The sequence below is a fragment of the Acaryochloris sp. 'Moss Beach' genome (assembly GCF_021497025.1).
GTDB lineage: Bacteria > Cyanobacteriota > Cyanobacteriia > Thermosynechococcales > Thermosynechococcaceae > Acaryochloris > Acaryochloris marina_A.
Genome location: NZ_CP071717.1, coordinates 1,062,333 through 1,088,914 on the forward strand (window position 1 = coordinate 1,062,333; position 26,582 = coordinate 1,088,914).

Genomic DNA, 26,582 nt, shown 5'->3' on the forward strand with positions numbered 1-26,582 from the left:
CGTTAACCAACTGCAGTAAATGAGTGCGACTAAACAGCGAGACCTCGTTGCACGCTTAGCCAAAACTGACTCACCGCGTGCTCTGCAAAAGGCCCGAAAAATCAGCGAGCCTTGGTTTCGTGCTCAAGCACTGGCTTATGTCGCCCGTTATTGCGACCAAGCCCCAACATCGGTCGCTAATCAGGCAGCTAAAGCGGCAGAAGCTTGCGTGGACACTTACCAACAGTGCGCTGTCCGCGCTTGGGAAATCGCCGCACTGGCTGAAAGATCCCATACCAAATCTGCTGCCTCTCGGCTCCAGGCTGTACTATCTAAAGCCCGACAGAAGAACCGCCTTCATCCCGATCCGAGGCGCTTATCTTATTGCTGAGTGCTGCAGCCCACATCAACTCTAATGCGGTCGAAACTGTAGCTAAGATGGTTGTCCGAGTGACTGATTGTCATTCGAATTGGCGTTGCGATCGCGCCACTGTCAACGCAATAGGCATACTTTACCGTTTCAATCCGGAATCTGCTGCTCATCTGTCCCAATCAGTGTCAAACGCAAAACTTAGATCGAAATGCGACAAAATCATCGCAGCTGGCGGGTCATCACCTCGTTCATTTTTCTGGTGACATTAGAGCTATCAGATTTTCTTACGGTGGCACTGTTTAAACTTTTTGCCACTTTTACACCAACAGGGCTCATTCTTTTTCGGCTGGAAGGGCGGTAACCTATCCCCATCGGTGTAAAACCATTTGCCATTTTCTTTGATAAAGCGCGATCGCTCGTGGAGTTGGGCCACAGAGTTCCCTTCTTGGTACACCGCAAAGAACTCAACAACTCCGGTTTTATCTTCAGGTTGTCCAGCTTTAGTGGCAAGTACAGTTAAACCCAGCCAAGTCAGATGATTGGCAGTGGCAGCGATCAATTGTCGGCTATTGGGTTGTCGGTGACTGGGATGCTCGGTATTGAATAGGTAATCGATATTTTTGAGGCAATAGGCAACGTAGCGCGATCTCATCAGTGTCTCAGCGGTGGGGGCAGGGAGCGACCCTTGTAAATAAACACCGCAGCACTGGTTGAATAACTTTTGACTACCGCAGGGGCAAAGACTTGTAGCAGAGCGATCGTCAGAGATCAGCATGATTCAATTTAGGCAGACAACGCTAGATTTTCAATTTCATAGGATGTGTGAGGCCAAAGCCGTTCAATATCTTTCATCATAGAAGTCATTGGCTCACCAGCTCTTGCCCTTTGCATTTGAACGGATACTGAGCAAGACTATCAATCTTGGACCTGTGATGATTATCAACATCGCTGACCTTGACTCTTGAGTTTTCGAGGTTAAACCATTGCGATCAATCATGTAGATCTCAAAACTCTAATAAAGCCAAGGCTTCCTCACACCAAACAATTACATCCACTTCATGGCGAATGCCTTGCCGCAGCGTTAGATACTGACATTTTGCTGCCCAAGATAACTGCTCTGGCTCAGCAAAATGCTGCTGCTCAATCTGCCGATAGATCTGCAATTGCTGTTGATGTTCTTGCTGGTAACGACGGAGTTCTGCCAGTAATACCTCAGGCTCTACTAAATCCCCGGCAAACAGCTTCACTAGGATTTCTTCCTTCGTGCGGCTACTTTTACTGGGCTGAGCAATCCACTCGGCCATCTCCGCCTTACCCATTTCAGTCAGGTGATAGCACTTTTTATCAGGACGACCCGTTTGGGGAATCACCTCTCCCGTGATCCACTGTCGCTCCTCTAAACGGTTGAGTTCTCGATAGATCTGCTGATGACTTGCAGACCAGAAATGGCCCACTGACCCATCAAACCGCTTCGCCAACTCATAGCCACTGCAGGCTTGATCCGCCAAGGTTGCCAAAATTGCGTAAGAAAGACTCATATGCACTGATTGACATATTCAAATAATTGCATATAGTAAGAATATGCACTTTGTTGCATATTACATTGTATTTGTTGCCTAGGAGACCCACCCATGATTACCCAGTCTCGTCCTCAACAATCTCAGCAACCTTGGTATGGCATGTTTGCCCAGGCTGCACCCGAATTTTCGACCACCCAGTTACCTATCTTGTCCGGGGCTATACCCGAAAACCTCAAAGGTTCTCTATATCGAAATGGACCAGGTCGCCTAGAGCGAGGCGGGCAACGGGTTGGTCATTGGTTTGATGGGGATGGAGCCGTTTTAGCGGTGCATTTCGATAGCGACCAAGCATCGGGCGTCTATCGATATGTTCAAACCGCAGGCTATCAGGCCGAAGAACAGGCCGATCAATTTTTGATGGGGGGCTATGGCATGCTGCCCGCCGGATCCCTCTGGCGACGGTTGCAGCAGGGAGCAACCAAAAATGCAGCCAATACCTCTGTGCTTGCCCTTCCCGATAAGCTGTTGACCTTATGGGAAGGGGGACATCCCCATGCTTTGGACCTAGCCTCTCTAGAAACCCAAGGATTAGATGACTTAGGATTCCTAGCACCGGATCAGTCCTTCTCTGCCCATCCAAAATGCGATCCTCACAGTGGCGAAATCTATAACTTTGGGGTTAGCTACGGCAAGCAAGGTCAACTGCATATCTATCGTTGCTCAGCAGAGGGCAAGGTCAAACGTCAAACCAAAATTCCCCTTAAGGGCCTACCGATGATTCACGATTTTGTGATGGCGGGGCCTTACCTGATTTTTTGTATTCCCCCCGTCTCCATGAATCCGTTGCCGTTATTGGCACAGATGAAAAGCTATAGCGATTGTCTCCAATGGAAACCACACCAAGGCACTCAAATCTTAGTGATTGATCGCGAGTCCCTAGAAGTGGTCAGCCAAGGAGAAGCCGATCCCTGGTATCAATGGCATTTTGGAAATGGCTATATCGATGACCAAGGACACGTGATCATCGATTTCGTCCGCTATGCCGATTTCAGCACGAATCAGTTCCTGAAAGAAGTCATCAGTGGTCATCCACAAACCCAAGCAGACGGTCAACTTTGGCGACTCCATCTTGATCCCCGAACTGGCAAAGTTTTGGAGACCTATGCCCTGATAGATCGGACAGGTGAGTTTCCCATAGTTGATCCCCACCAGGTCGGACTGGCCCACAGTCATACCTACCTCTCCACTCGCCCCGCATCAGATCCGACCACAGAGCTATTTCGAGAGATTGTCTGTTTCGATCACGCTTCTCATCGACTGAGCAGCATTCAAGTCGGTGAACAAGCCTACTGCAGCGAACCCATCTATGCCCCCGAGCCTGGACAACCTAGACAAGGTTGGATTATCTCTGTGGTCTACCAAGCCGCATCCCATACCAGTGAGGTATGGATTTTGGCTGCAGATCATTTAGAGGATGGTCCTATTTGCCGCTTGGGGTTACCCAGTGTAGTCCCCATGGGATTTCATGGCACCTGGCAACCTAGCCCATAACCCAGCTAAGGAAGAGAAAACCGAAGTACAATGCTACACACCTCAGAATTAATATCTTCACTAAAAGAGTGTGGGATAGTAACTGAGGCCTGCAATACTTCTTCAAGTGCAAATTTGTCTATGCCCAAATTCCCTTTGCGTCGGTCTAAAGCCAAAACGGCCAGTACCGAAGAGACTCCTGGATTAGGCACATTTGCTGGTGTTTATACCCCCTCCCTGCTGACCATCCTAGGCGTCATTATGTACCTACGCTTCGGTTGGGTCGTGGGCAATGTTGGCCTCTTCAATACCCTAGTGATCGTCACCTTAGCCACCTCGATCACTTTTTTAACTGCCCTGTCTATTTCTGCGATCGCAACGGATCAAGTGGTGCGTGCAGGGGGAGCCTACTACATGATTAGCCGCTCTCTGGGCATTGAAACCGGAGGTGCAGTCGGGATTCCGCTGTTTTTTGCCCAAGCCGTCTCTGTAGCGCTATACACCATTGGCTTTGCCGAAAGTCTAGTCCGCATTTTTCCCAACCTCAATCAAACCTTAGTAGCAGTCGTGACCACTTTGTTCGTTGCAGGTCTGGCTCTCAAATCGGCTGATATTGCCATCAAAGCCCAGTTCGGAATTATGGCAGCGATTGCAGTATCGCTGGTCTCTTTTGGGTTTGGTCATCCAGTTCCCGTCGAAACAGGGGCAGACGCCATTCCCCAAGCCAAAGGTTTTTGGGAAGTTTTCGCCGTCTTTTTCCCAGCGGTTACCGGGATCATGGCTGGCGTAAGTATGTCAGGAGATTTAAAAGATCCAGCCCGATCGATTCCGAAGGGAACTTTGGCTGCGATTGGAACGGGATATGTGATCTATATGGTGTTGCCAATTCTCCTCACCATGCGGGCAGAACCTAGCACTCTGATGCAAGATCCTTTGGTGATGCGAAGAATTGCCTTTTGGGGCGACGCCATCCTACTCGGGGTCTGGGGGGCAACCCTTTCGAGTGCAATTGGCAGTATCTTAGGTGCACCCCGAGTTTTGCAGGCATTGGCACGCGATCGCATCTTGCCTCGCAGTCTCCGATGGCTGGGAATTGGCAGCGGCCCCAATGACGAACCCCGGCTAGGAACGCTTTTCACCTTAGGAATCGCCTTAGCTGTAGTCTCCATTGGTGACCTGAATTTAATCGCCCCGGTCCTCAGTATGTTTTTCTTGACCACCTATATGGTCCTGAACGTGGCAGCTGGAGTCGAAAGCTTTCTTCAGAGTCCCTCTTTCCGACCCACCTTTCGCATCCACTGGATTTTTTCCTTAATGGGCGCATTCGGCTGTATCGCCGTCATGTTTTTGATCAATGGGTTGGCGACTATTATGGCAGCCCTGATAGTTCTAGCCATTTACCTTTGGCTAGAGCGGCAGCAATTGGAAAGTGCCTGGGGAGATGTGCGGCGAGGGGTGTGGATGACCGTGGTCCGAATGGGACTGTTCCAGCTGGGCAGTACCCCAGACCCTAAAAACTGGCGGCCCCATATTCTAGTGTTATCGGGCGTGCCCACCCGTCGTTGGCATCTGGTTCAGGTAGCCTCTGCCCTCACCCACAATCGTGGACTGATTACGGTATCTAGCGTCCTGCCCGTTAAGGGTAGAGATGTGGCCCAACAAACCACCATGGAATCTATGGTCAAAGACTATCTGGATCGCAAAGGCGTTAAAGCCTTAGTCCGATTTGTCCGCGATAGCGATCCCTTTGCTGGGGCGGAACGTTTAGTCGAAGCGTATGGGCTTGGGGCCTTGGTTCCCAACACAATTCTGTTGGGCAATACGGAAAATGCAACGAGCCGCGATCGCTATTGTCAAATGATTGCCCATTTCCATCAGGCTCAACGGAATGTTGCTATTCTGCGCTATCAAGACACCCATCAAAACCGCTTTCCCAACTTTTGCCGCCGGATTGATGTCTGGTGGGGAGGTTTAAAACAGAACGGCGGGCTCATGCTGATCTTGGCCGACTTACTACGCACCAGTATGGTGTGGCGGCAAACAGAAATTTGGCTCAAGCTCGTGGTGCCCGATCAGTCTGCAGCTCAAGCAGCTCAGCGCAACTTAGATGATGTCGTCAAGCGGCTGCGTATCCGTGCCGTATCACAGGTCATTATTGCCAACGATCGTCCCTTCGCCCAAATCTTAAAATCCTCCTCCAAAGGGGCTGACTTAGTCATTCTTGGGATGGCTCGTCCAGACGAACAATTCAGCGAATATTACGAGAGTTTACAGACTCGAACCATGGGATTGCCCACCACCTTATTTGTGCTGGCGTCTCAAAATTTGGCCTTTGCTGACGTACTGGAGAAGGAATAGCTTTTTCAGTTGAACAGCTTTATATTTTTTACCCTAGTTCTTCCATCGGGGTTCTTGTAGAATGGCGAACTGAGGTGTCAGAAACAGGGTAATTCCGTTCTGCTCATCCCTGTGAACTTTCATTCTCCTTTCCTGTTATGCCCAAGGTTCTCGTCTCAGATCCAATTGACCCCTCCGGCATTGACCTTTTAGGTCAAGTCGCCCAAGTCGATGTTAAGACCAAGCTTTCTCCAGAAGAATTAATCCAAATTATTCCTGAGTACGATGCCCTGATGATTCGGTCGGGCACTCAAGTTACAGAAGCAGTGATTGAAGCAGCCACTCAGCTCAAAATCATTGGTCGAGCTGGTGTGGGTGTCGACAATGTGGATGTACCCACAGCCACCAAAAAAGGGATTGTGGTGGTGAACTCCCCAGAGGGTAACACCATCGCTGCCGCAGAACATGCTTTAGCCTTAATGCTGTCCCTCTCCCGCCATATTCCCGATGCCAACCAGTCCGTTAAAGCGGGCAAATGGGAACGCAAAAAATTTACTGGCGTAGAAGTCTATAAAAAAACCCTGGGCGTTGTCGGACTCGGCAAGATCGGCTCCCACGTCGCCACAGTTGCCCGGGCAATGGGCATGAAGCTGCTAGCCTACGACCCATTTTTATCCCAAGAACGGGCAGAACAGATAGGCTGCCAGCTAGTGGAGTTAGATTTCTTATTCCAAGAATCGGACTACATCACATTGCACCTTCCCAAAACACCAGAAACACAGAATTTAGTCAATGCTGAGACCCTCGGCAAAATGAAGTCCACCGCCCGCATTATCAACTGTGCTCGGGGCGGCATCATTGACGAGGAGGCTCTCGGCAAAGCCCTAGAATCTGGACAAATCGCCGCCGCCGCCTTGGATGTTTATGCCAGTGAACCTTTAGGCGACTCTCCCCTTTGCCACCTAGAGCAAGACATCATCTTGACCCCACACCTAGGGGCATCGACTGAAGAGGCTCAAACCAATGTGGCAGTGGATGTAGCCGAACAAATTCGCGATGTCCTCTTGGGGCTACCCGCCCGTTCAGCCGTGAACATTCCCGGTTTACGTCCTGACGTATTGGAAAAACTCAAGCCTTACATGCTCTTAGCAGAGACCCTGGGCAATCTAGTCGGTCAGCTGGCTGGCGGCCGGATTGAATCGTTAGACGTCCGTCTCCAAGGAGAACTGGCTTCCAATGATAGTCAGCCGATTGTTGTTGCCGCCCTCAAAGGACTGCTATCTCCTGCCTTGAGAGAGCGTGTCAACTATGTGAACGCTGGAATTGAAGCCAAAGATCGCGGTATTCGTGTTGTAGAGACCCGCGATGCTTCAGTCCGAGACTATTCTGGGTCGATTCAACTCTCTGCCAAAGGTCCCTCTGAAACTCGCTCGGTTACAGGCGCCATCTTGGGTGAAGATGAACTACGGATTACCAACATTGATGATTTCCCCATCAATGTTGTCCCTACTCGGCACATGCTGCTGACGGTACACCGGGATATGCCGGGCATTATCGGCCAAATTGGCTCTCAGTTGGGTAGCTTCAACGTCAACATCGCCAGTATGCAGGTGGGTCGTAAGTTGGTGCGAGGTTCTGCCGTCATGGTCCTCAGCCTAGATGATCCTTTACCAGAAGGGGTGCTGTCTGAAATCACGAATGTAGAAGGGATTCGGGATGCCTATATTGTGAATTTGCAGTAATGCCTGATTCTCAAGGCAATCAAAATCAGTCGGTCACTCCTGCGACTTTACCTCCTAGCCAATGGTGGGAAATTAAAGTTGTGGGGGTGCCCCTGATAGATGATCTATTGTTTTGGCGACTACAAGAGGAAGGATGCCAAGGCACAGCGAGTCAAGTGGTCAATCAAGAGCTGACTGTTTGCGGGTATCTGTCCCTGGACCGGGTCCAATCGATTGATCTGCAAAAAATTGCCGAGCGCTTACATCAGGATGTTCAATCCGTGGGACATCCTGCCCCAGCCATTAGCTGGCAGTTAATTACAGAGGAAGATTGGGCCCATAACTGGCGAAACTATTGGCACCCTCAAGAAGTCGGCCATCGGTTACTGATCTATCCAGCTTGGCTAGAAGTGCCAGAGAAGTGTGAACGTCTCTTGATTCGCCTCAATCCTGGAGTTGCCTTTGGCACAGGTGCTCATGCAACCACTCAGCTATGCTTACGAGCCCTAGAACAGCAGATTCAGAAACAATCTAATCCCCTCGCCATCGCTGATATTGGTTGTGGCACCGGTATTCTTTCCATTGCTGCTCTTCTTTTGGGAGCCAACAAAGCCTATGCAGTTGATCTAGATCTGCTCGCCATTGGTGCAACCCAGGCTAGCCGAAAGCTGAATGGCCTTACGTCAGACCAACTATGGGTTACGGAAGGAAGTCTTGACCAAGTGGCACAGCATCTTCAGCATCCAGTCCAAGGGTTTTGCTGCAATATTTTGGCCCATATCATTCTTGACTTAATCCCTCAATTTACTGATATCACTGGCCGGGACAGTTGGGGGATTCTTAGCGGTATTTTAGATACTCAAGCATCCATGATTATTGAGGCCCTACATGCTCATGGCTGGAAAGTTTGCGATATCCATCATGAACAAGACTGGTGCAGCTTGATCATTGAACGAAGCTGAAATACTGACACCCTTATATTTTGTCTTTAAACGCAGCTTCATCCGAGCTGCGTTTCCAATTCTTATCTATCACAGCCTGACTTAGTGGAAATTCGTGAAAAGTGGGACTAATCCTACATTCAGCAGGCTAGCTAGCAGAGCAGATAATATTTTTTACAGCCCTTCCCAAGGAACGGCAAGATAAGTTGCTGCCTGCTGTTGAGCTTGATGAGATGCTTGGCACCATCAAGCCAAACTAAATGGACGGCCTGAAAGCATTGGAGAATCCAACGTAACGTAGGTTTCGTAGTTTGTTTCCCCTTCTGATTAGGGAGAGTTGTTTGTACTTGTTCTAGTGCATTTCTTAACTGTCGTTGTCCTAAGCTGTAGACCATCAAACACAAGGCCATGATCATGGCTAAGGCAGCGATACGCCGAGGTGTCTTCAGGAAAACACTAGAGGCAAAGAAGAGTGGATCTTTGATAAAGCGAAAGCCTCCTTCACACGCCTGCTGGTTCTTATACTCGCGCAGAATATCATCATTGCTCCATTGCTCTTGTTCCAAGAGATTGGTGGCTAAGATGAAACGACCTGCTTGCCGCCGATAGCGTTCGATGACTGGCTCATTGAGGGTTAAGGTAGCCTCAATAGAATAGGTGTAGTGAGTCACAACCGTTGCTTTTGTCGGTCGTCCAGCCTTTGGATAATGAGGGTTTTTTATGGATTTTGAGATCGTCAAGGGTGTGATACCTGAGGATTTTGCCAAAATCTTGGGCTGCAGCTAAAGCATCTGCAGGGCACAAGAAGGTCTGTTTGCAGAGGGTTTTAAGTGCAGTAGTTTTTTGGCTAAACGCCTGATCAATCCGCTTTTGCACTTGTTTGAGTCCAGAGTCTCTGCGAGCTTTACTTTCAACCACCAGCCACCGTTGTTGAATCTCTCCATAGGTACTACATACTTCGACAAAGCTATAGCCGTTGAGAGCACTAGGGTGAAACTGTGAACCCGGCAGCCCTTGTAGTAAGTCTTGGGCTGCCGTTGAACTTGCTGGAACTCGGCTAATCCAAGATGTACTTCCTAATGCTTGCAGATTGTCGGCACTGTAGAGGGCACTATCAGCAACAATCACCTCTGGCTGTTGCTGACTCCACTGTTGCTTAAATTCATGGATGATAGGCACAAACGTACTTTTGTCCGCATCATTACCGTTGCCCACTTGTAAAAATAAAGGAATACCCCCGTCCCCACTCACCAGTAGGTTCAATACAAACTGCTTGAGATCACGACGATTGTCCCGTGAGTAGCCGTAGGTGATTTTCACGGGTATCGGCTCCTCTGATTCAGCCAGTGCAGGGGAGGGGGGACTCAGGTGCAGAGGGGGGATTCGTCTGACGCCTCAACCTGTGGTTTATCTAAGTATTGCCCCTCAACACTAAGGCTTGTCGCATCTAGATGCGCACACCTTAGAGCTACATCGAATTTCTGAACGACTGCCATTGCCACATGGATAAATATCTGGGTCACACCATAGGCATAGAGCTTGTCGAGGACTCGACCGATACGGGTATCGTTGAGGTGCTCTGGCAGTACACCTTGACCGAGTAAGTGCTCGGTTGCTTTGCTTTCGAAAAACTCACTAAATAAGTACAATGGAGCACTCAAAAAGCCCATACCATTTAGAATCAGGGCTTTGACAACTTGACCACAACTAACATTCTCTTGCTCGTGAGTACCTAATAATCGATCCACTATTTCGACAATGCCGATCTCATCGACGATACCGGCAATAATACCGAGATGGTCAATATCCTGAACGTCTATCTCTTGAGGTGAATACATGGACTTGCGTTGAGGGACAACCTCAAAATTATCCCTTGATGGTTAGTACCTGCTGAATGTCGGCTAATCCTAACTATAGTTTACGAACTAAGGTGGGGCAGCTTGGAAAAATACCTATAGCTTGAGATGCCTCTTCCATTGAAAGGGTGCACTAGCAGATTCTCTTACAGAAACGATCTGGGACCTATTTGTAACTTTCCTCATAGTCTCCAGAAACTGACTGCCTGACAGATCTTCGCCTTCCCCTGCTCATAAAGCCTTGCACTGTAAAGAGCGGATGCGAGAGAACCAGATTTTGTTGTAGTGTTTCTTTTGAGCTTTTTTAGACGCAAAACACGGTTGTGGATCATGGCAGAGCAAGGGGACTGGCATCAACAACTCCCGTCCTTTATGGACGACTCCCTTGAGCCACCGTAATCCAATTTTGAGATAACTAATGCCTCGTCGCCAATGTGGGTCAACCTGTTGGCGCAGCCCTTTAATGTGAACAGCCATTCCTTGAGTCGTGCTGAATAGCAGTGCCACAGCAGCAACCAGATAAAGCCTCTCTAATGCATCAGCACAGCGAATTTTCGACTCTTCTAGCTCAAACACTCCAGACTTACTATCGAGAAATAATTCTTCGACCCGAAACCTCAAAGCGTATTGCCACAAGGTCTGTAGCGTGGGTGATTCATCTGTAATCACCGCCCATGGTTCTTTCACTCCTCGGATATTAGCCAACACCAGATTGCACCGATAGATGCCGTCTTCCCAAAGCCCCACATTGCGGTAGAGGAGGGCTTCGCCTTTGGATGGCCACAATTGTCGGACTTCTCTTGGACATTGACGTGGACCATGGAGAAGGACATCACAAGGGACACGCAGACAGTAATGCCAATGGCTCTGTTGTAACCAGCTCATCAGTTGATGGTTCGCAAACCCACGATCTGCTAACACCATGACATCTGGATGCTGCCGCAATAACCAACGGGCCTGGCGCAATAGCGGTTGATATTCCTCAAAAGCGACAGCTGCACTCTTGTGCTCTAATACTTTCCACAACAATGGTACTGCTCTGCCACAGCAGACGACGGATAGATGAATCATGCAATATTCATTCCATAACACCGTTGTATCCATTGCCAGGTATAGACGATGAGATTGCCAGTTCTTAAGGGCTAGCAGGACTAGAGGTACATATAGCTTGTTAATATCAATGCGTTGATTGGCTATAAATCGTTGCCACCGACGCTCGACACTTTGGGCTTTTCTGGCTCGGCAGGGAACATAGGATTCCCAGGCAGATAAGCTTAAGCGTTCACTACAGATTAAGGCGCTTACCATCCAGCCCAGAGCAATGAGATGGCGTAAATCTCGATAATGGCTGTGTTGACGTAAAAAAGGAAAACAGTTGACGATAAATTTGGGTGGGGCCTGACATTTGAATAACGCTGATTTGTGATTAAATCTAGCCTCACATGTCTCTCCACTCTTTTCTCATAAACTATGTAAATAAAGGCTTTGACCTACTTCTGTCAGGCAATCAGCTCCAGAAAACACTGTATTCACAACACTAAAAAACCAGACTGTATCGCAGCAAGAATACGGTCAACCTATCGTAGACAATCCTGACTATGCATGACGGCATAAGTTGAATTGACTTGGCAAACCACAGAATCTGATTCTACAGCTACTCTCTCTACCAATGTCTCTCCATTCAAATCACAGGTATTGCTATTACTAGTGGAGAATACAGCGATTTTCAGATACCTGATTTAGATTACTCACGATTTTTCAGATATTTATGTCTTTCTGAGCAATCAGCCACTTAGTATGGGCCTTAACCGACCTAGACAGGAAGTCTATTCCGTGCTCCCAAGCTTAGAGAATTTCGCATTATAAAAAAAGCTAAGATCAATCTTTTTTATTTGAGCTAACAGAAAATATTGGTAGTTCTCTTATCTATTTCAAAAGCAGCAAACCTGATTATTAGACTGTTTTTTGGTGTAAAATATTGCCTCAAACTTATCTTAAAGGAGTTTAGACCAGAAAACGAGAAAACAAGCAGAAAAGAGATAGAAACTAGTCTTTGATTGGCCTTCCAGTATAATATTTAGACTTTCTCCAGGTCAATATCTAATGAGGTAAAGATAAAAACTTTTTTTTCCAATGACTCATATTTTGCTTGAATAAAGAAAGTGATTTATTTTTTAAGCATGAAGATTAATTAAAAAAACAATCAATTCTTATACTTCAAAAATCACTTATTTTACTCTCAATCAGCAATTTTTTTACTTATTATCTGTGCAATTAGTCGATTTTCATAGTGATTTATTGGAACATAGAAGCCTAATATCTCTTAGATCCACTAATCATTCTCTACTTGCTTATTTAAGGTAGTTTCTGTTATTTGTCAAATAGAACACAAAACACGAATTATCAAATCCTTATTCTCTATGGCAATATTATAAGTATCATTTTAGATATTTTTCTACGAATCAATTGAGGGATAATATAGAAATGCCTAGTCACACTCTCTTAAAATTCAAAGATCTAAGCATGTAGCCCTCAACTCATAAAAAATATCATCTATAAAATCTCCTGCTTGAGTTTAGTAAATTAGAACTGATGTTAATTTTGCAGCCGTATATTCAACAGGCTTTCAATAAAGTAGCAATTACAAGTAGTAAAGTTAAGAAACTCACTCTTGTTAGTTTCTTTAAACACTATATTGGCTTAACTTTATCGAACAAAAAGCTTGAGGGGAATCGACTAACATCAGTTGATGAGCTATGCCAAGAACATCCAAAGCTTATTGCCAATCTATTTGAAAACATTAACCTTGAACATCCTGGCCTAGAGGAAGTCAGAGAATATATCAATAATGGTGACTATACTCAAGCTAGCCATTCATTAATTAAATATTTCCGGAAGAAGCCGGATAAAATAGGCTGGAAGAATTTACTTCCAGAACAAAAATTTAACAAGGATTTAGATGCAGATCACATCTTAAACAATGAATTTATCTTCCAACGTATTAGTGGCATCGTTCCCCAAGACAATGACAGTTTTAACTGGTCTTATCTAGGTTCTAAAGAGGATTCTGAGTGGGCATGGTTTTTGAACAGGCACTACCATGTTGTCGACCTTTTTCATGCTTATCTAAGAAGTGGAAACTCAGATTATGTTCAATATATTTACCTCAGTATCAGAGATTGGATATTAACTAGCATTGCAGCCCCCAATACACACTACTGGGCTCAATGGCGAGGTCGGGAAGTCGCTTGCCGTATCCTGCACTGGGCTCCCATATTTTATGGTTTGCTGGAGAGTCCAAGCTTTTCAGAAGTCGATCATCTGCTGATGCTCGCGATCTTGCCGGTACATGGCAATTTTCTGCGGCATTGCCACACCTGGGGAGCAAACTGGCTTGCTCGTGAGATGAACGGATTAGCCACTCTAGCAATATGCTGGCCTGAGTTTAAATTCTCCCAATCTTGGTTGACTTACGCGCAATTTCACATGTCCCGTGAGATCAACTTGCAAGTCTATCCAGATGGGAGTCATAAAGAATTAACGAGTCACTACCATCGAGTGACCCTGCTAGATTTCAATAATTTCGCAAAATTAATACAGCTTTCTGGCCACAACTTACCTATTTCTTTTGCCAAAACATTGGAGAGGATGTGGAACTATCTTGCATTTACGATGCGGCCAGATGGCAGTGCCCCCCTCAATAATGATTCGGATCGAGATGAGATCCAAACAGCTGTCCAGAACGAGGGAAAGCTATATAACCGCTCTGATTGGCAATATATTGCATCCAATGGACAAGAAGGAGAATGTCCTCTCTCCCCCTCTATTATCTTTCCTTGGGCAGGCCAAGTGATTATGCGGAGTAGTTGGGAAAAAGATGCCCATTGGGGATTTTTTGATGTGGGTCCCCACGGCATTAATTACCATACCCACAACGATAAATTACACCTTTCTATTGCCGCATTTGGTCGAGATCTCCTAGTAGATAGCGGACGCTATCACTACAAACGAGATCCCTTCTGGCATTATTTTAGAAACTCAGCTAGCCACAATACAATTCTCGTTGATGGTCAGAGCCAAAATCCGGACATCGGTGAAGCACTAAGTCCCGTCGAACAGCAATTTTATTCAACATCAGAGTTTGATTTTGCCTATGGCAAGTTTGATCAAGGGTATCAAGGCGTTGCAGACAAAGTCATACATTCACGATTTCTAGTCTATCTGCGCCATAAGTATTGGATTGTGATTGATCGTGTGTCTGCTAGCTCTGCTCATCAAATTCAAGCACTCTGGCACTTTCATCCTGATTGTGATGTTGAAGTTCAAGGTCCCTCTATCGTCACCACTAATGCTAATTGCGGCAATTTACGAATTGTCCCGACTGATAATCTGTCATGGGATATCGATATTGCCAAAGGTCGTATGCAACCTGTTCAAGGATGGTGGAGTAAAGAATATAACCATAAACAACCTAATCCAACAGTGATCTATTCATCCAATATTTCTACAACAGCAACGTTTGCCTGGATTTTGTGCCCTGCGCTGGGTGTTGTACCACAACTTGATGTTCAGTATCAATCCATTTCTGAAGATCGGATACAGCTAGAAGTAAAAAATGCGTCTAATCGGATTCAGGTCTCTTTATGTCTAGATGAACAACAAATTCTAAATTCTTTGCCTACCCACCCAGAGGCCATCATTCAAGTTGAAGGCTTGCCCCCTCAAGGGTACTCTCCACATTCAGTAGGCCATATAAAATAAATCTGCTTGATGACGGCAGGTTGTTCATGCAACCACTTTTGAAGAGAGGGCATTGCAACTTATAGACCAGAGGCATGAATTTGGTAGGATATCTCCTCTATCGGCAGGTTATTGATGTCATGGTCGTCATACGTTAGTTGTAGCCGACGTTCACCTGCGTAATCTACTAATTTCCCCCCATAAAGTTCTGCTTTTGAGCCAAGGCTCTGGATATGAACTTTCCCTTGAAAAACCGTTGCCCGAGCAAGATAGATCACGAGATCATCTCTTGAAGGCCTATTAACGGTGGTGCTAGCTGTTAAGTGTGCCAGCCCTCTCTCATCCATCTCTTGGGTCAAGGCCATGGAGGTATTGCGAATCCCACGAATGGCTACGATAGCGGATGCAACAGCTAAGGTAATATCTACGCCTTCTTCTGTATAAATTTTTTGGGTGGAAAGGTACTGGAAATTTTTTTCGCCTAAGTCATCCCGAATGCGTCTATGAATCAAGTTATGGGGATGATAGTGACTTAAGGCATCTGCAATGGCTCCACAGGCTGCCCGAGGTTCCCGCCAGGGAGACTCACGGGTTTTACCATAGACTCGTTGCCCGTCTTCTCGTAATCGCCCTACATGGGTTTTGAGATCAATGGCAACTAGCACCATGGATTGAGGATTACCTGCATATAGACGACGGCGGAGGGATTCATCAATTTGATGAGCAACAGTGACATGGGCAAGGGTTGCCCCATTATCCGTCCCTCCACCTGCGGGGAAAAAAGCTTCTAGTTTCAGCTCTCCAATTTCCGATAGGGTTGCAAACCTTGAGGCGACAACGTCTCGATATCGCTTTGTCGCTTCACCTTGATGAATCCGATCACCACAATTGGTATAGGCCAAGGTTGTGACGACACTCGGTAAGCTTAAATCGGCACCGCACACGTTGATATCAGTTTTGCTAGCCGCCGCAAATTGTAGTTCATCTCGGAGTAGCTGCAGCCCATTGATCAGAGCATACCGATCACTGACAATTTCGTTGAGGTAATTGTGATAGGCATTCCTTTCCATGCCAAAATTGGCAGACAGTTGCCAAAATTTTTCTAGTCGCTTTTGAGCAAAACTCGGATCAAATGGCATAGACATCAATGGTTACTTGGCCGTAGTCACAGAAATTAAAGCACCCATATTGTTGACAAATCTGTCAATGGCTCTCCTTGTCTTAGTAGGACTTAATATCTGCATTCTATTTTGGACAGAAGCTTCCCCTGCAGTCATCATGGGAAAGGCAAAAAAAATTAGGGTTTAAGTGGGCTACTCCAGGTTTACCCGAAGGATGGGAAACCTAGGCAAGCCCCCTGAAAAGTTGGAGTGATCAATGTGATGGATAATTGTCCTTTTTGTGCGATCGCACAAGGTGATGCGCCCGTCAGCACCGTCTATGAAGATGAAGCGGTGATGGCCTTTATCCCATTACATCCGGTCTATCCGGGGGCCTGTTTGGTCATTCCTAAAGCTCATATTGACCATTTCACAGATATTCCTGATCCACTCGCGGCAAAAGTGATGGTCGCTGCCCAACAGGTGGGGCGGAGGATCATGGCCGTTTATAAACCGCTGCGGATTGGCATGCTAGTACATGGCTTTACAGTAGCCCACGCTCATCTCCATCTCATTCCACAATATGGCCCCCTAGATATTATGCATAAACACTATGCCTACTGTGAGGGTGGAGAAGCCAAATTCGGTGATAAAGATATTCCCACCCCATCTCGCCAAGAACTAGATCAGATGGCAGCATCCTTAAGACTCTGAGCTCAGGTTTAGCCACAAAAAAATCTGCTAGCTTCAAGAGCTAGCAGATTCTCAATTATCAGACAATAGGTGATGGTTTATGCAGGAGCATTACCTGTATCACGAGCAATAACAGCAGGGATATTCTCGAACTTGAAGCCCATTGCTCTCAAGGAATGGAAAAGGTGTCCTTGTAGGCAATAGAAAGCAACATAATAGGTAACGTTAGCCAACCACGCACGAGACGTGTAAAAACCTTCAGCTAAATCAGCAGTGTCTTTGAAGTAAGGGGCAATACCGAACTTAACTTCGCAAGCAGCGCCGTAGAATTCAACAGGATAAACAAAGGTGTTCACTGCACAGAAGTAGGCAGAGATGAAACCCATGATGGCAACACCACCAAGGGAAGTTCCGATCAAACCATCAGGAGTGTAGATACTGATGCGAGATCCGAGGTCTTGCTCCCACTTGAAAGGAGCAACGTTGATGTGCCAGATTCCACCAGCCATATCAAACAAACCAATGAACAGGTGACCAGAAGCTAGGTCATCAAGGTTGTCAACGAAGAAAGGATTGTATCCAGGAGTAGACCAACCATACTTAAAGACGTTAGCGATGGTAGAACCAGGAGCAGCAACTTTAACCACTTCACCAACTGTTGGATCGTAAAGACCGTGGAACTTCATCCAACCGACAAAGATCAAGGAAGCGAATCCGATGAAGAGTAGGTGGTTACCAAGGATATAACCGAGTTGCTTGGGATCATCCCATTCAAAGGAAAATCGCTCAGTATTTCCACGACCGCCATCTGATAGAGCGGAAGGACCAAGCTTGGCATGGAAGTAAGCACCTGCAAACAGCACTAAGCTAGCCACCATGTGGATAGCACCAACTTGTGTGTAAACGAAAGTGTTAGTAACAACACCACCAGGCCCAATACCAAAGCCTTCTGCAGCAAGGTGGGGAATTAAAACCAACCCTTGGTCAAACATGGGAAGGTTGGGGTCAAACACTTGATTTTCAGAAAAAGTATTAAACCCAACCCAAAACATGATCAAACCAATCTGCAGGATGTGAGCTGCTAACCATTTGCCCTGCGCGCTGGTGTCTACTAACCGGCTATTACCCTGATACCAGGGATATTCAGGAGAAGTATCGACTTTTGTTGCCATTTTCTTTATTCCAAAAGGATAATGTTTTGAGGAAAAACGACTCTATAAAATTTCGCCTGATAAAACTTATGTCACAGGAAAATGCAATTATCTTAAACAGGCGGATGAAATAATGTTACGACGCCATGCCCTGTACAACAAGCGGTTCTGGTATTTATCCATTAGCGCTCTATTGTTAAGGCGACTCGTAAGGAACCAGCAAATGCGGGAAGCCCACTATCTGACCAGCCAATTGAAGCTCAAGTATACCTTGCAGAATGCATTCAATCCGTTATCCATACTCAGTATTAGACCGAATATCCAGATCAACAGGCCTTCACCTCCAAACTGTTGTTGATGAAAGGAATCGGGATAACACTTAAGACTACTTAATCTTTAGCATTTCCAGCACTAAGATCCTGTACTGAAAGTAACAAAATGTAATGTTTTATGAAGTACTCTCAGGTACGCAAAGCCTTTCAAGTAGCGGGATCCATTTATACAGAGGTTGGGATAATATCACTGCCCTCTTATTCATAAGATTTCCAGAGCGCGATTACGGGTAAAGATGTAGGTGATTTTCCAGCCATCCCCGTAGGTTATCTAGCAGGCATGGGATCCGCTCCTCTATCTCAACTGATGTAGACAGACCACAGCCTCCAATGATTACTTCAAGAAGTGGCGCTGATGGGTATGCAGACCTCTCCATATAGAAAAGGTCAACTACTAGTCATTAGTAATGGCCATGGCGAAGACCAAGTTGCGGTTCGTATTCTGCAAGCATTAATTCAAGCCCAGCCAAAACTCCAGATTGCCGTATTACCGATGGTGGGCCAAGGCCTGGCTTATCAAACGCAGCATGTCTCCTATTTGGTGAAGGGCAAGGTCTTTTTATCGGGAGGTTTTTGGGGGCGTGAATTTGGCCAAGATCTACAGGATGGCTTCATGGGCTTCACTCTGCAGCAAATCAGGGCGATGCAGCAGTGGTCTCGCAAGGGCGGGGCAGTACTAGCCGTTGGGGATATTGTGCCTTTGATGTTGGCATGGTGGAGTGGTTTGCCCTATGCCTTCGTGGGTACTGCCAAGTCTGAATATTACAGAGGCAGTCATCCGCCCTATTTAAGGTCTTCTATTTATTGGCCTTGGGAACGGTGGCTCATGACCCATAAGCAATGTCGGGGAGTATTTCCTCGCGATCGCATCACGGCAACAACCTTACAACGCTGGTCCATCCCCGTTTTCAACTGCGGCAACTCAATGATGGACGACTTAGAGCCTCAAGGTCATTTACCTGAGTTGCCCCCTGGCTGCAAAATCTTGCTGTTACCGGGATCGCATACTCCTGAAGTCTTTAGGAATTGGGAGTTAATGATCTCGGCAATTGCAGACTTACATCAGACACAACAGAAGTACGTATTTTTAGGTGCGATCTCACCCGGTATTGATGGGCTGCCCCTTCAAGAAACCCTGGTGAAATATGGATGGACTCCTCAGGAAGACACCGCATTTCCTTATTATCAGCACCAGCACCATTCCTTACTACTGGTTCCCAATGGTTTTAGAGATTGTTTGTCTGCTGCCAATATCGTGCTGGGGATGGCTGGCACCGCTACAGAGCAAGCAGTTGGCCTCGGTAAACCCGTGATCACGATGCCGGGTCATGGACCGCAGTTCACTGCTCAGTTTGCAGCAGCCCAAGCCCAGCTACTGGGCCCCTCTATTTATCAAATCAAAACACCGGAAGAGTTGCCTCATATGCTGTCGGTCGTTCAGGAACAAGGCCGACATCCACAAGGTTGGATTGAGAATGGTCGCCACCGCATGGGATTACCCGGTGCCTCTGCCAAGATTGCTCAAACACTTCACCAGTGTTTGTTAAATCCCTAACGCTCACGATGACTGCTATGCAGCGGGTTCATAGCAATAACAGATTTATTTTTTGCAAATAAAATAAAATAAATCCCAGGCTTTCTGGTTTCTAAACCAATTTCTTCGATACTCAAGGGAAAGAAAAAATACATTTTACATCATTTACCTGGAAGGTCTTTTTGCATGCTGCGTGTTTCCCCACAACTTCCTAGAATTGCTCTGGCCTGGGGAGTCTCCCTCAGTACCATGGCTCCCCTTTTCTCTACACTCCCGGCATCAGCCCAAACCAATTTTTCTGATGTCAGCCTTGGCTATTGGGCGCGCCCATTTATCGAAAAACTAGCTGAAAAGAATGTCATTAAAGGATTCCCTGATGGGACCTTCAAACCTGATCAGCCCGTAACCCGCGCTCAATTTGCGGCAATTGTTCGCCAAGCCTTTGATCGTGAGTCTACTCGCCAGTATCGCGGCTTCGCTGATGTTCCCACCAATCATTGGGCTCAGCCTGCCATTGATAAGGCTTATAGCACTCGCTTTTTATCAGGCTACCCTGGAAATTTGTTTCAGCCCAATCAAAGAATCCCCAAGGTCCAAGCGCTAGTAGCCTTAGCCAGTGGTCTAGAGTTAGAACCCGATGCCCCCACTGATGAAGTATTAGCCACCTTTCGTGATGCAGCAGATATCCCTGGCTATGCCGATAAAGGCATCACGGCATCAACAGAAGCGGGGTTAGTCGTGAACTATCCCAATGCCAACTTTCTAAATCCAAACCAGCAAGCTACCCGGGCCGAAATTGCAGCCTTTGTCTACCAAGCATTGGTCGATCAAGGAGATTTAGAGCCGATCCCTGACAAGGCTCGTGCCAATAATTACATTGTCAAACTAGATGGCACCTCCTCCCCTGGGGAACCCAGCACACCGATCAATACGGGTAGTATCATTGCCTCTGGCTCAAAGATTCCCGTTCGGTATCCAGGTCCCAACAAAGTTAATTTGATTGTTGCTCCAGGAGAGACAGTAGAAACTACGCTGGAAGTCGCAGAGGACATTGCCAATGCTGCAGGGACAGTGCTCATTCCTAAAGGCAGTCTAATCGAAGGAACGCTAGTGCCAGTGAATGTCGGCACAACCCCTGGAACACAGTTTGTGGCTAAAACCCTTAAAGTCGGGACTCGCACTTACGATATGAGGGCCAGCTCTGATCCACAGGTGGCGGTTTCTCGTCAATCCGTCAAACCCAATGATATTAAGGGTGCCATTAGCACAGCAGCCGGTCGAACCATCCTCAACTCTGTCCTAGGAAGTGGGTTTAACTTAGGCAGTTTACTTACTGGCGCTTTGCTGAGCGGTGTGGGCACCAGTCCCTCTGCCCCCAAAGACAGCGTGATCGTGGTCGATCCAGCATCCTTAGAGTTAACCATCCAAGCGGGCTTGGATCTAACCACCTAGATCGCCAATGTTCCACCCGCTCTTGCACAAAATCTCCAATCGCCAGGGCTGGTGGAACAACCTATGGATCTAATGCTTGCCAGATCGTCGTCAGAATCGTGTTGGAGAACAAGAAGCCGTCTGGGTCCGTTAAACAGATAGCATCCTCTGGATGGTGAGGCAACTGAACCCAGCCCTGCTCCTGGTAAGGGACTAGGCAACCTAACAAAATATCCACTGACTCAGGACTGGCAAGATCTTGCAATGTGGCGAGGGAGACACCCGTCGCCAATCTGAGTCCCATCATTAACGTTTCCAACAAAATATCCAGATCAGAACTCACTTCATCGTCCATCTGCCCTTGAGCAGCAATCAGCCGATTCACCCAGTCGGCGTAATCTTTACGGGTCCGAGGACGGCTGACCCTTTGCCCATGAACATAGCTGGTCGCCCCCATGCCAAAACCATAGTAGGGACCGTTTTGCCAATAGACTTGATTATGCCGACAGGTATAGCCCTGACGAGCATAGTTAGAGATTTCGTAATGGTCATAGCCAGCAGCACTGAGGGTGGTAGCAGCGAGACGATACATCTGAGCTGCGGTTTCATCTGACGGTAGGGGCTGCATCCCTGGCTGATACTTTTTTCCAAAGACTGTCGTGGGTTCAATCACTAAGTCGTAGGTTGAAAGATGGGTCGGTTCCAAAGCAATGGCTGCCTCTAAACTAGCTTGCCATTGGCCCAGGGTCTGGTTAGGTAAACCAGAGATCAAATCCAGACCAAAATTGGTGATACCGGCTTGGTGGAGAATTGCGATCGCATCATCGATATCCGCCACCGTATGGGAACGCCCGCAAGCCTGCAACAGCTCCTCCGTAAAAGCTTGAACCCCTAAACTGACTCTGTTAACCCCCAAAGCTTTGAACTGCTGCATTAGCAGCAAAGAAAAGGTTCCTGGATCCATTTCAATCGAAATTTCTATGTCCGGTTCAAAGCCAAATTGTTGTTCTAAAACCTGCAACACCTGCCCTAACTGCTGAGCAGATAACAGAGAAGGCGTCCCACCACCGAAAAAGATGGTTTTTAGCGGGTGTGGCCCCGTGGAAGTGACCTCAATTTCCTGGCATAAAAGATCGACATAATGGGCAATGGCAAGGGAAGTCTCTCCCCGCTTTCGATCCCCAATCACCGAGATGGGAAAATCACAATAAAAACATCGCCGCCGACAAAACGGAATGTGAATATAAGCCGACGTTGGCCAAGGGCGAACAATCCGTGAAGAACGTGAGGGTTGAACTATTTTCACAAACTGGATTGCCTCAGGATTAAATCAGACCGTTGACCGCCAACGTTGATCTAGATCTATGTATTTTAATAGAATCTTTTTGGCCAAGGGAAAAAACGCCGTAAGGTCCTGAATTAAGGACACTATAATAATTATTAGAGGTATTTTCCTCTGAGAAAATAACAAGTCCGATGACGTGTCCTTATTATCTCCGAAAAAGTGTGCCCCTCCTATTAAACGGTAAGCTAGGACAATGCTAGACCTATTTATCATCTTGACCTTCATTGCTGTGGGTGCAGCAGTGGGTTTTCGGGGCGTCGATATCTTACCCGACCTGTTGACCCCCAGCGAATTAGAAGGGGTTAACATTGATGGTCTGCGGTGGGTGGCCACGGGCTTTGGGGCCCTTCTCAGCTTGGGCATTGGGTTTGCCGCTCAGGTCTCTTGCCGACGGATTGAGAAAAGGATTAAAGCCTTACCCACGGATGTCTTACTCAGCCGATCAGCCGGTCTATTTTTAGGGCTTTTAGTGGCCAATCTGATGTTGGCCCCCATCTTTCTATTTCCTTTACCCAAAGAGTTTGCGTTTATTAAACCCACTGCAGCGGTTTTAGGCAGCCTCATTTTTGCATTTTTGGGATTAACCCTAGCCGATATTCATGGCCAAACCATTTTGCGGTTGATCAATCCCAACTCCCTTGAAACCATGCTACTGGCGGAAGGAACGCTACAACCCTCCCCAACGAAGGTTTTGGATACTAGCTGCATTATTGATGGCCGGATTGAGGGTCTATTACTGACGGGATTTTTGGATGGCCAAATTTTAGTTCCTCGTTTTATTTTGCAAGAACTACAAACTTTAGCCGATGCAGGCAATGACCAAAAACGAGCTCGAGGGCGGCGAGGGTTGGATATTCTCAACCGCCTACGAATGGAATACCCAGATCGCATCACCATACATCCTGCTGATTACGAGGATGTCTCTACCGTAGACGCTAAGTTAGTGCGACTGGCCCAAGATATCAATGCATCCATGGTCACCAATGACTACAATCTCAACAAAGTGGCGAGTGTCCAAAGTATCCAGGTTCTCAATGTCAATGATTTGGCGAAATCACTACGGCCGGTTTATCTGCCTGGAGATAGCTTAGATCTCAAAATCATCAAGGTCGGTAAGGAACCCGCCCAAGGAGTAGGTTATTTAGAGGACGGCACGATGGTGGTGGTAGAAGAAGCCAGCAACCATATCGGTGATAAGGTGCCAGTCGTGGTGACCAGTGCCTTACAAACCTCAGCAGGTCGCATGATTTTTGCCCGTCCGCAAACAGCTTGGGCCTAATTCTCCAGAACCTGTTACTGGCAATGAACAACCTGATATACTGGGTTTTCAAATTTCATGCCGATGTAGCTCAGTGGTAGAGCACTCGATTCGTAATCGAGCGGCCGTGCGTTCAAATCGCATCATCGGCTTTTGAGTTAATCGCTTTCTGGGGAGTGGAAATTGCTTTCCCCTTGGCAATTTATACTTCCATCAGTAGTGAAGACTTGAGGGATCGGCAAAAAGTACTGATCGCTGATAGCCCTTGACTGGGGCTACCCTCACTCAAACGATTCACAAACGCACTACCCACAATAGCAGCATCTGCTCCCCATTCCATCATCTGACGAGCATGTTCCGTTCGCGAAATACCGAAGCCAACACCGATCGGCTTATCTGTCACTTGTCGCAAATCTGCAATTAAATCTTGAACGCGATTTTCCACCTTGGTCCGCATCCCCGTGACGCCAGTAGTGCTCACTAGGTAAATAAAGCCTTGGGAACACAAGGCAATTTTCTCAATTCGTTCTTTTGAGCTAGTCGGTGCGACCAACAGCGTCACTTCAATCCCCAAGTCAGTCGCTTGCTGCAATAGATACTCTGATTCTTCTAAAGGTAAATCAGGAACCACTAAACCCCGCACCCCAGCTTTGGCAATCTGCTGCAGATATTCAGTAACCCCTCGATGGTAAATGGGGTTGTAGTAGGTAAATAAAATAATGGGGGCTCGAATTTCAGGAGATAGCTCTGTCACCATCCCTAAAACATGATCCAGACGGGTCCCTCGCTGCAATGCCCGAGTCGCTGCGGCCTGGATGACGGGTCCATCTGCCAAGGGATCGGAATAGGGCACTCCTAGCTCAATTAAATCTGCACCACTCACATCCAATTGGCGTAGGGCATTGGCTGTGGTGTCTAAATCTGGGTCTCCAGCCGTTAAGAACGGAATCAGTGCGCATTGGCCACGGTTGCGCAGCTGAGCAAAACAATCAGAAACAGAGGTCATTACGAATCAGTCTCATCGTCAATAGAAGCTTGTAAGGCCTCAAGTTCTTCTGGAGTCATTTCTTTCAAACGCTTTTCCAGCATGGCATCTTCATAGTCTTCTCGCTGCTGGTTATAGGTCATATTACCTGTGACCACCCGCAGAAAGTAAGAGGCTACCCAGCCCAGCAGCCCTGCAGCAAAAACAACTTGGCTCCAGACTCCTGCACTTTGGGGTTCGATACCGGCGTATCGCAGTCCTCCATAAATGAGTCCCCCGGCCAAAAACACACCGATACCAATTGCGATCGCATCTATTCGGCGCATGGGCTCAAATTTTGCGAGGTTGGGGACGGAAATTCAAAAAAGGGCTGAGCAACAGCAAACTGGGGAAGAAAAAGAACACCATAAAGTACATAAATCCACGCTCAAAAGAGCTAGCAACATACCAGCGCTTTTGCAGATAGAAATAGGTAATGGCGGGCATCACCAGCAGATAGCCACCCAACAGTCCCAATAAGAGGATTAAATTAACAACCATAGAAATTGGATATTTAGTCAAGTCCAAGGGGTTTAGAACATGCTGGCATACAGCCTCAAGGACGAAGTCCTATGCATTTCGTCCTCCTATTCTACCTTGCAGGTTGCCTTCCCCCCAGAATTAACAGCAGGTCTCTGACATCCAAGCAAATTGCAGGTTAATGAGACCCTAACAGCTTGGCAATTTTCTGTTCTAGCACCCTCACTCTCTGGACCAGCTGGGGTAACCTTTTGACCACCGCCATTGCCCGTAACCATAGCCGGTGATTAATCGCTGGATAGCCCGCTACCTTCGAATCTGGCATTAAAGACTGGTGAACCCCACTCTGGGCAGCAACGGTCGTTCGATCCCCCAAGGTGACTTGCCCCGAGATACCCACTTGTCCCGCCAAAATCACCTGCTGCCCTAACTTCGTTGCCCCCGCCAAACCGACCTGAGCGCAAATTAGACTATCTGCTCCAATCTGGCTGCCATGGCCAATCTGGACGAGATTATCAATTTTCGTCCCTGCACCAATACGAGTCTCGCCCACAGCTGGCCGATCAATAGTCGTATTACAGCCCACCACAACCTGATCTTCAAGAATCGTCTGACCCGATTGGGGCATTGGATACCAACGACGAGCTTGATCCACGATAGAGACAAACCCAAATCCTTCTGCCCCGATCACTGCTCCACTATGAATGACACAATCAGCCCCAATACTCGTATGCTCATGAATCACACAATTGGCATGGAGAAGGGTGCGATCGCCAATCGTTACCCCTGGATAAATCACCACATTAGGGAAAATTTGCACATCATTTCCTAACCTGACATCCTCATGGATCACCACATGAGCTCCAACCCCCACACCTTCTCCTATTTGGACTTCAGCATCAATAACAGCGGTGGTATGACAGTTCGACGGCAATCGCCAAGGTTGATAAAAACAGGTCAGGGCTCGGGCAAACCAATATCGCGGATGTTCTACCGCAAACCAAGCCATCCCCCTAGAAGTGGCCAGAGCCTGTAAGTCAGCATCAGGGGGCAAAATCAAGACACTGGCTTGAGTTTTTTCAATCAGGTGAGCCCGGTGTGCTCCTTCAACAAAGCTAAGGATTCCAGGGCCAGCCTGATCCAGCGCGGCACATCCATGCAAAGTTGGATCGGTTAAGGGAGAACTCATTGCTACAGGCGTGATAGCAAGCCGCTCAATCAGCTCACTCAACTTCAT

20 protein-coding genes, 1 tRNA gene and 1 pseudogene are annotated in these 26,582 nt (G+C 47.3%); 11 read left to right on the top strand and 11 right to left on the bottom strand.

The window, feature by feature from the left end:
• Positions 1–19: 19 nt before the first annotated feature.
• On the top strand, positions 20–370 hold the full coding sequence (locus HRE53_RS04925) for a hypothetical protein (protein ID WP_235109297.1): 351 nt from the start codon (positions 20–22) through the stop codon (positions 368–370).
• Positions 371–626: 256 nt separating this feature from the next.
• On the opposite strand, the gene HRE53_RS04930 is transcribed toward HRE53_RS04925, so the two are convergent.
• Positions 627–1,127, bottom strand: coding sequence for a YchJ family protein (locus tag HRE53_RS04930; RefSeq protein WP_212662471.1), 501 nt, complete (start codon positions 1,125–1,127; stop codon positions 627–629).
• Positions 1,128–1,356: 229 nt separating this feature from the next.
• Complete coding sequence (locus tag HRE53_RS04935) at positions 1,357–1,890, bottom strand: PadR family transcriptional regulator (RefSeq protein WP_212662472.1); 534 nt, start codon at positions 1,888–1,890, stop codon at positions 1,357–1,359.
• Positions 1,891–1,983: 93 nt separating this feature from the next.
• On the opposite strand from HRE53_RS04935, the gene HRE53_RS04940 reads away from it, so the two are divergent.
• From HRE53_RS04940 to prmA, 4 genes are all read left to right on the top strand, one after another.
• Entirely contained in the window at positions 1,984–3,423 is a 1,440-nt protein-coding gene (locus HRE53_RS04940) for a carotenoid oxygenase family protein (protein ID WP_235109298.1), read from the top strand.
• Between the two features lie 120 nt (positions 3,424–3,543).
• Complete coding sequence (locus tag HRE53_RS04945; protein ID WP_212662474.1) at positions 3,544–5,760, top strand: amino acid permease; 2,217 nt, start codon at positions 3,544–3,546, stop codon at positions 5,758–5,760.
• A gap of 137 nt (positions 5,761–5,897) precedes the next feature.
• Positions 5,898–7,481, top strand: coding sequence for a phosphoglycerate dehydrogenase (gene serA, locus HRE53_RS04950; RefSeq protein WP_212662475.1), 1,584 nt, complete (start codon positions 5,898–5,900; stop codon positions 7,479–7,481).
• Complete coding sequence (gene prmA / locus HRE53_RS04955; protein WP_235109299.1) at positions 7,481–8,422, top strand: 50S ribosomal protein L11 methyltransferase; 942 nt, start codon at positions 7,481–7,483, stop codon at positions 8,420–8,422. The genes serA and prmA overlap by 1 nt, the downstream gene beginning before the upstream one ends.
• A gap of 131 nt (positions 8,423–8,553) precedes the next feature.
• On the opposite strand, the pseudogene HRE53_RS04960 reads toward prmA, so the two are convergent.
• Together HRE53_RS04960 and HRE53_RS04965 are read right to left on the bottom strand one after the other, a co-directional pair.
• Positions 8,554–10,239: pseudogene (locus HRE53_RS04960) on the bottom strand (IS1634 family transposase).
• Positions 10,240–10,488: 249 nt separating this feature from the next.
• Positions 10,489–11,565, bottom strand: a complete 1,077-nt coding sequence (locus HRE53_RS04965) for a transposase (protein WP_235109301.1) — start codon at positions 11,563–11,565, stop codon at positions 10,489–10,491.
• A gap of 1,284 nt (positions 11,566–12,849) precedes the next feature.
• On the opposite strand from HRE53_RS04965, the gene HRE53_RS04970 reads away from it, so the two are divergent.
• The gene (locus tag HRE53_RS04970) at positions 12,850–15,018 is read left to right on the top strand and encodes an alginate lyase family protein (RefSeq protein WP_235109302.1); all 2,169 of its coding nucleotides are present in this window, start codon (positions 12,850–12,852) and stop codon (positions 15,016–15,018) included.
• Between the two features lie 59 nt (positions 15,019–15,077).
• On the opposite strand, the gene HRE53_RS04975 is transcribed toward HRE53_RS04970, so the two are convergent.
• On the bottom strand, positions 15,078–16,142 hold the full coding sequence (locus tag HRE53_RS04975) for a hypothetical protein (protein WP_212662478.1): 1,065 nt from the start codon (positions 16,140–16,142) through the stop codon (positions 15,078–15,080).
• 237 nt (positions 16,143–16,379) lie between these two features.
• On the opposite strand from HRE53_RS04975, the gene HRE53_RS04980 reads away from it, so the two are divergent.
• Positions 16,380–16,811 carry an HIT family protein gene (locus HRE53_RS04980; RefSeq protein WP_235109303.1) on the top strand — a complete coding sequence of 144 codons (432 nt, stop codon included), beginning with the start codon at positions 16,380–16,382 and terminating at the stop codon, positions 16,809–16,811.
• Between the two features lie 77 nt (positions 16,812–16,888).
• Here HRE53_RS04980 and HRE53_RS04985 read toward each other — a convergent pair whose 3' ends face one another.
• Positions 16,889–17,962: a chlorophyll a/b binding light-harvesting protein gene (locus HRE53_RS04985; protein WP_212662480.1), complete on the bottom strand. Its 1,074-nt coding sequence runs from the start codon at positions 17,960–17,962 to the stop codon at positions 16,889–16,891.
• Positions 17,963–18,634: 672 nt separating this feature from the next.
• Between HRE53_RS04985 and HRE53_RS04990 the strand changes: the two genes are divergently transcribed.
• Positions 18,635–19,828: a lipid-A-disaccharide synthase-related protein gene (locus HRE53_RS04990; RefSeq protein WP_235109304.1), complete on the top strand. Its 1,194-nt coding sequence runs from the start codon at positions 18,635–18,637 to the stop codon at positions 19,826–19,828.
• Positions 19,829–19,993: 165 nt separating this feature from the next.
• Positions 19,994–21,259 carry an S-layer homology domain-containing protein gene (locus HRE53_RS04995; protein WP_235109305.1) on the top strand — a complete coding sequence of 422 codons (1,266 nt, stop codon included), beginning with the start codon at positions 19,994–19,996 and terminating at the stop codon, positions 21,257–21,259.
• Positions 21,260–21,320: 61 nt separating this feature from the next.
• On the opposite strand, the gene hemW is transcribed toward HRE53_RS04995, so the two are convergent.
• On the bottom strand, positions 21,321–22,544 hold the full coding sequence (gene hemW, locus HRE53_RS05000) for a radical SAM family heme chaperone HemW (protein WP_315876301.1): 1,224 nt from the start codon (positions 22,542–22,544) through the stop codon (positions 21,321–21,323).
• Positions 22,545–22,776: 232 nt separating this feature from the next.
• On the opposite strand from hemW, the gene HRE53_RS05005 reads away from it, so the two are divergent.
• Complete coding sequence (locus tag HRE53_RS05005) at positions 22,777–23,862, top strand: PIN/TRAM domain-containing protein (protein WP_212662483.1); 1,086 nt, start codon at positions 22,777–22,779, stop codon at positions 23,860–23,862.
• Between the two features lie 59 nt (positions 23,863–23,921).
• Positions 23,922–23,993, top strand: a tRNA-Thr gene (locus HRE53_RS05010).
• A 50-nt stretch (positions 23,994–24,043) separates the two neighbouring features.
• Here HRE53_RS05010 and trpA read toward each other — a convergent pair.
• The 4 genes from trpA to lpxD all read right to left on the bottom strand — a co-directional run bounded on the left by trpA (position 24,044) and on the right by lpxD (position 26,582).
• The gene (gene trpA, locus HRE53_RS05015) at positions 24,044–24,847 is read right to left on the bottom strand and encodes a tryptophan synthase subunit alpha (RefSeq protein WP_235109306.1); all 804 of its coding nucleotides are present in this window, start codon (positions 24,845–24,847) and stop codon (positions 24,044–24,046) included.
• Positions 24,847–25,152, bottom strand: coding sequence for a DUF3007 family protein (locus tag HRE53_RS05020; protein WP_212662485.1), 306 nt, complete (start codon positions 25,150–25,152; stop codon positions 24,847–24,849). The genes trpA and HRE53_RS05020 overlap by 1 nt, the downstream gene beginning before the upstream one ends.
• 4 nt (positions 25,153–25,156) lie before the next feature.
• Positions 25,157–25,366: an NAD(P)H-quinone oxidoreductase subunit L gene (ndhL, locus tag HRE53_RS05025; RefSeq protein ID WP_212662486.1), complete on the bottom strand. Its 210-nt coding sequence runs from the start codon at positions 25,364–25,366 to the stop codon at positions 25,157–25,159.
• Between the two features lie 157 nt (positions 25,367–25,523).
• Positions 25,524–26,582 carry a UDP-3-O-(3-hydroxymyristoyl)glucosamine N-acyltransferase gene (gene lpxD, locus HRE53_RS05030; RefSeq protein WP_235109307.1) on the bottom strand — a complete coding sequence of 353 codons (1,059 nt, stop codon included), beginning with the start codon at positions 26,580–26,582 and terminating at the stop codon, positions 25,524–25,526.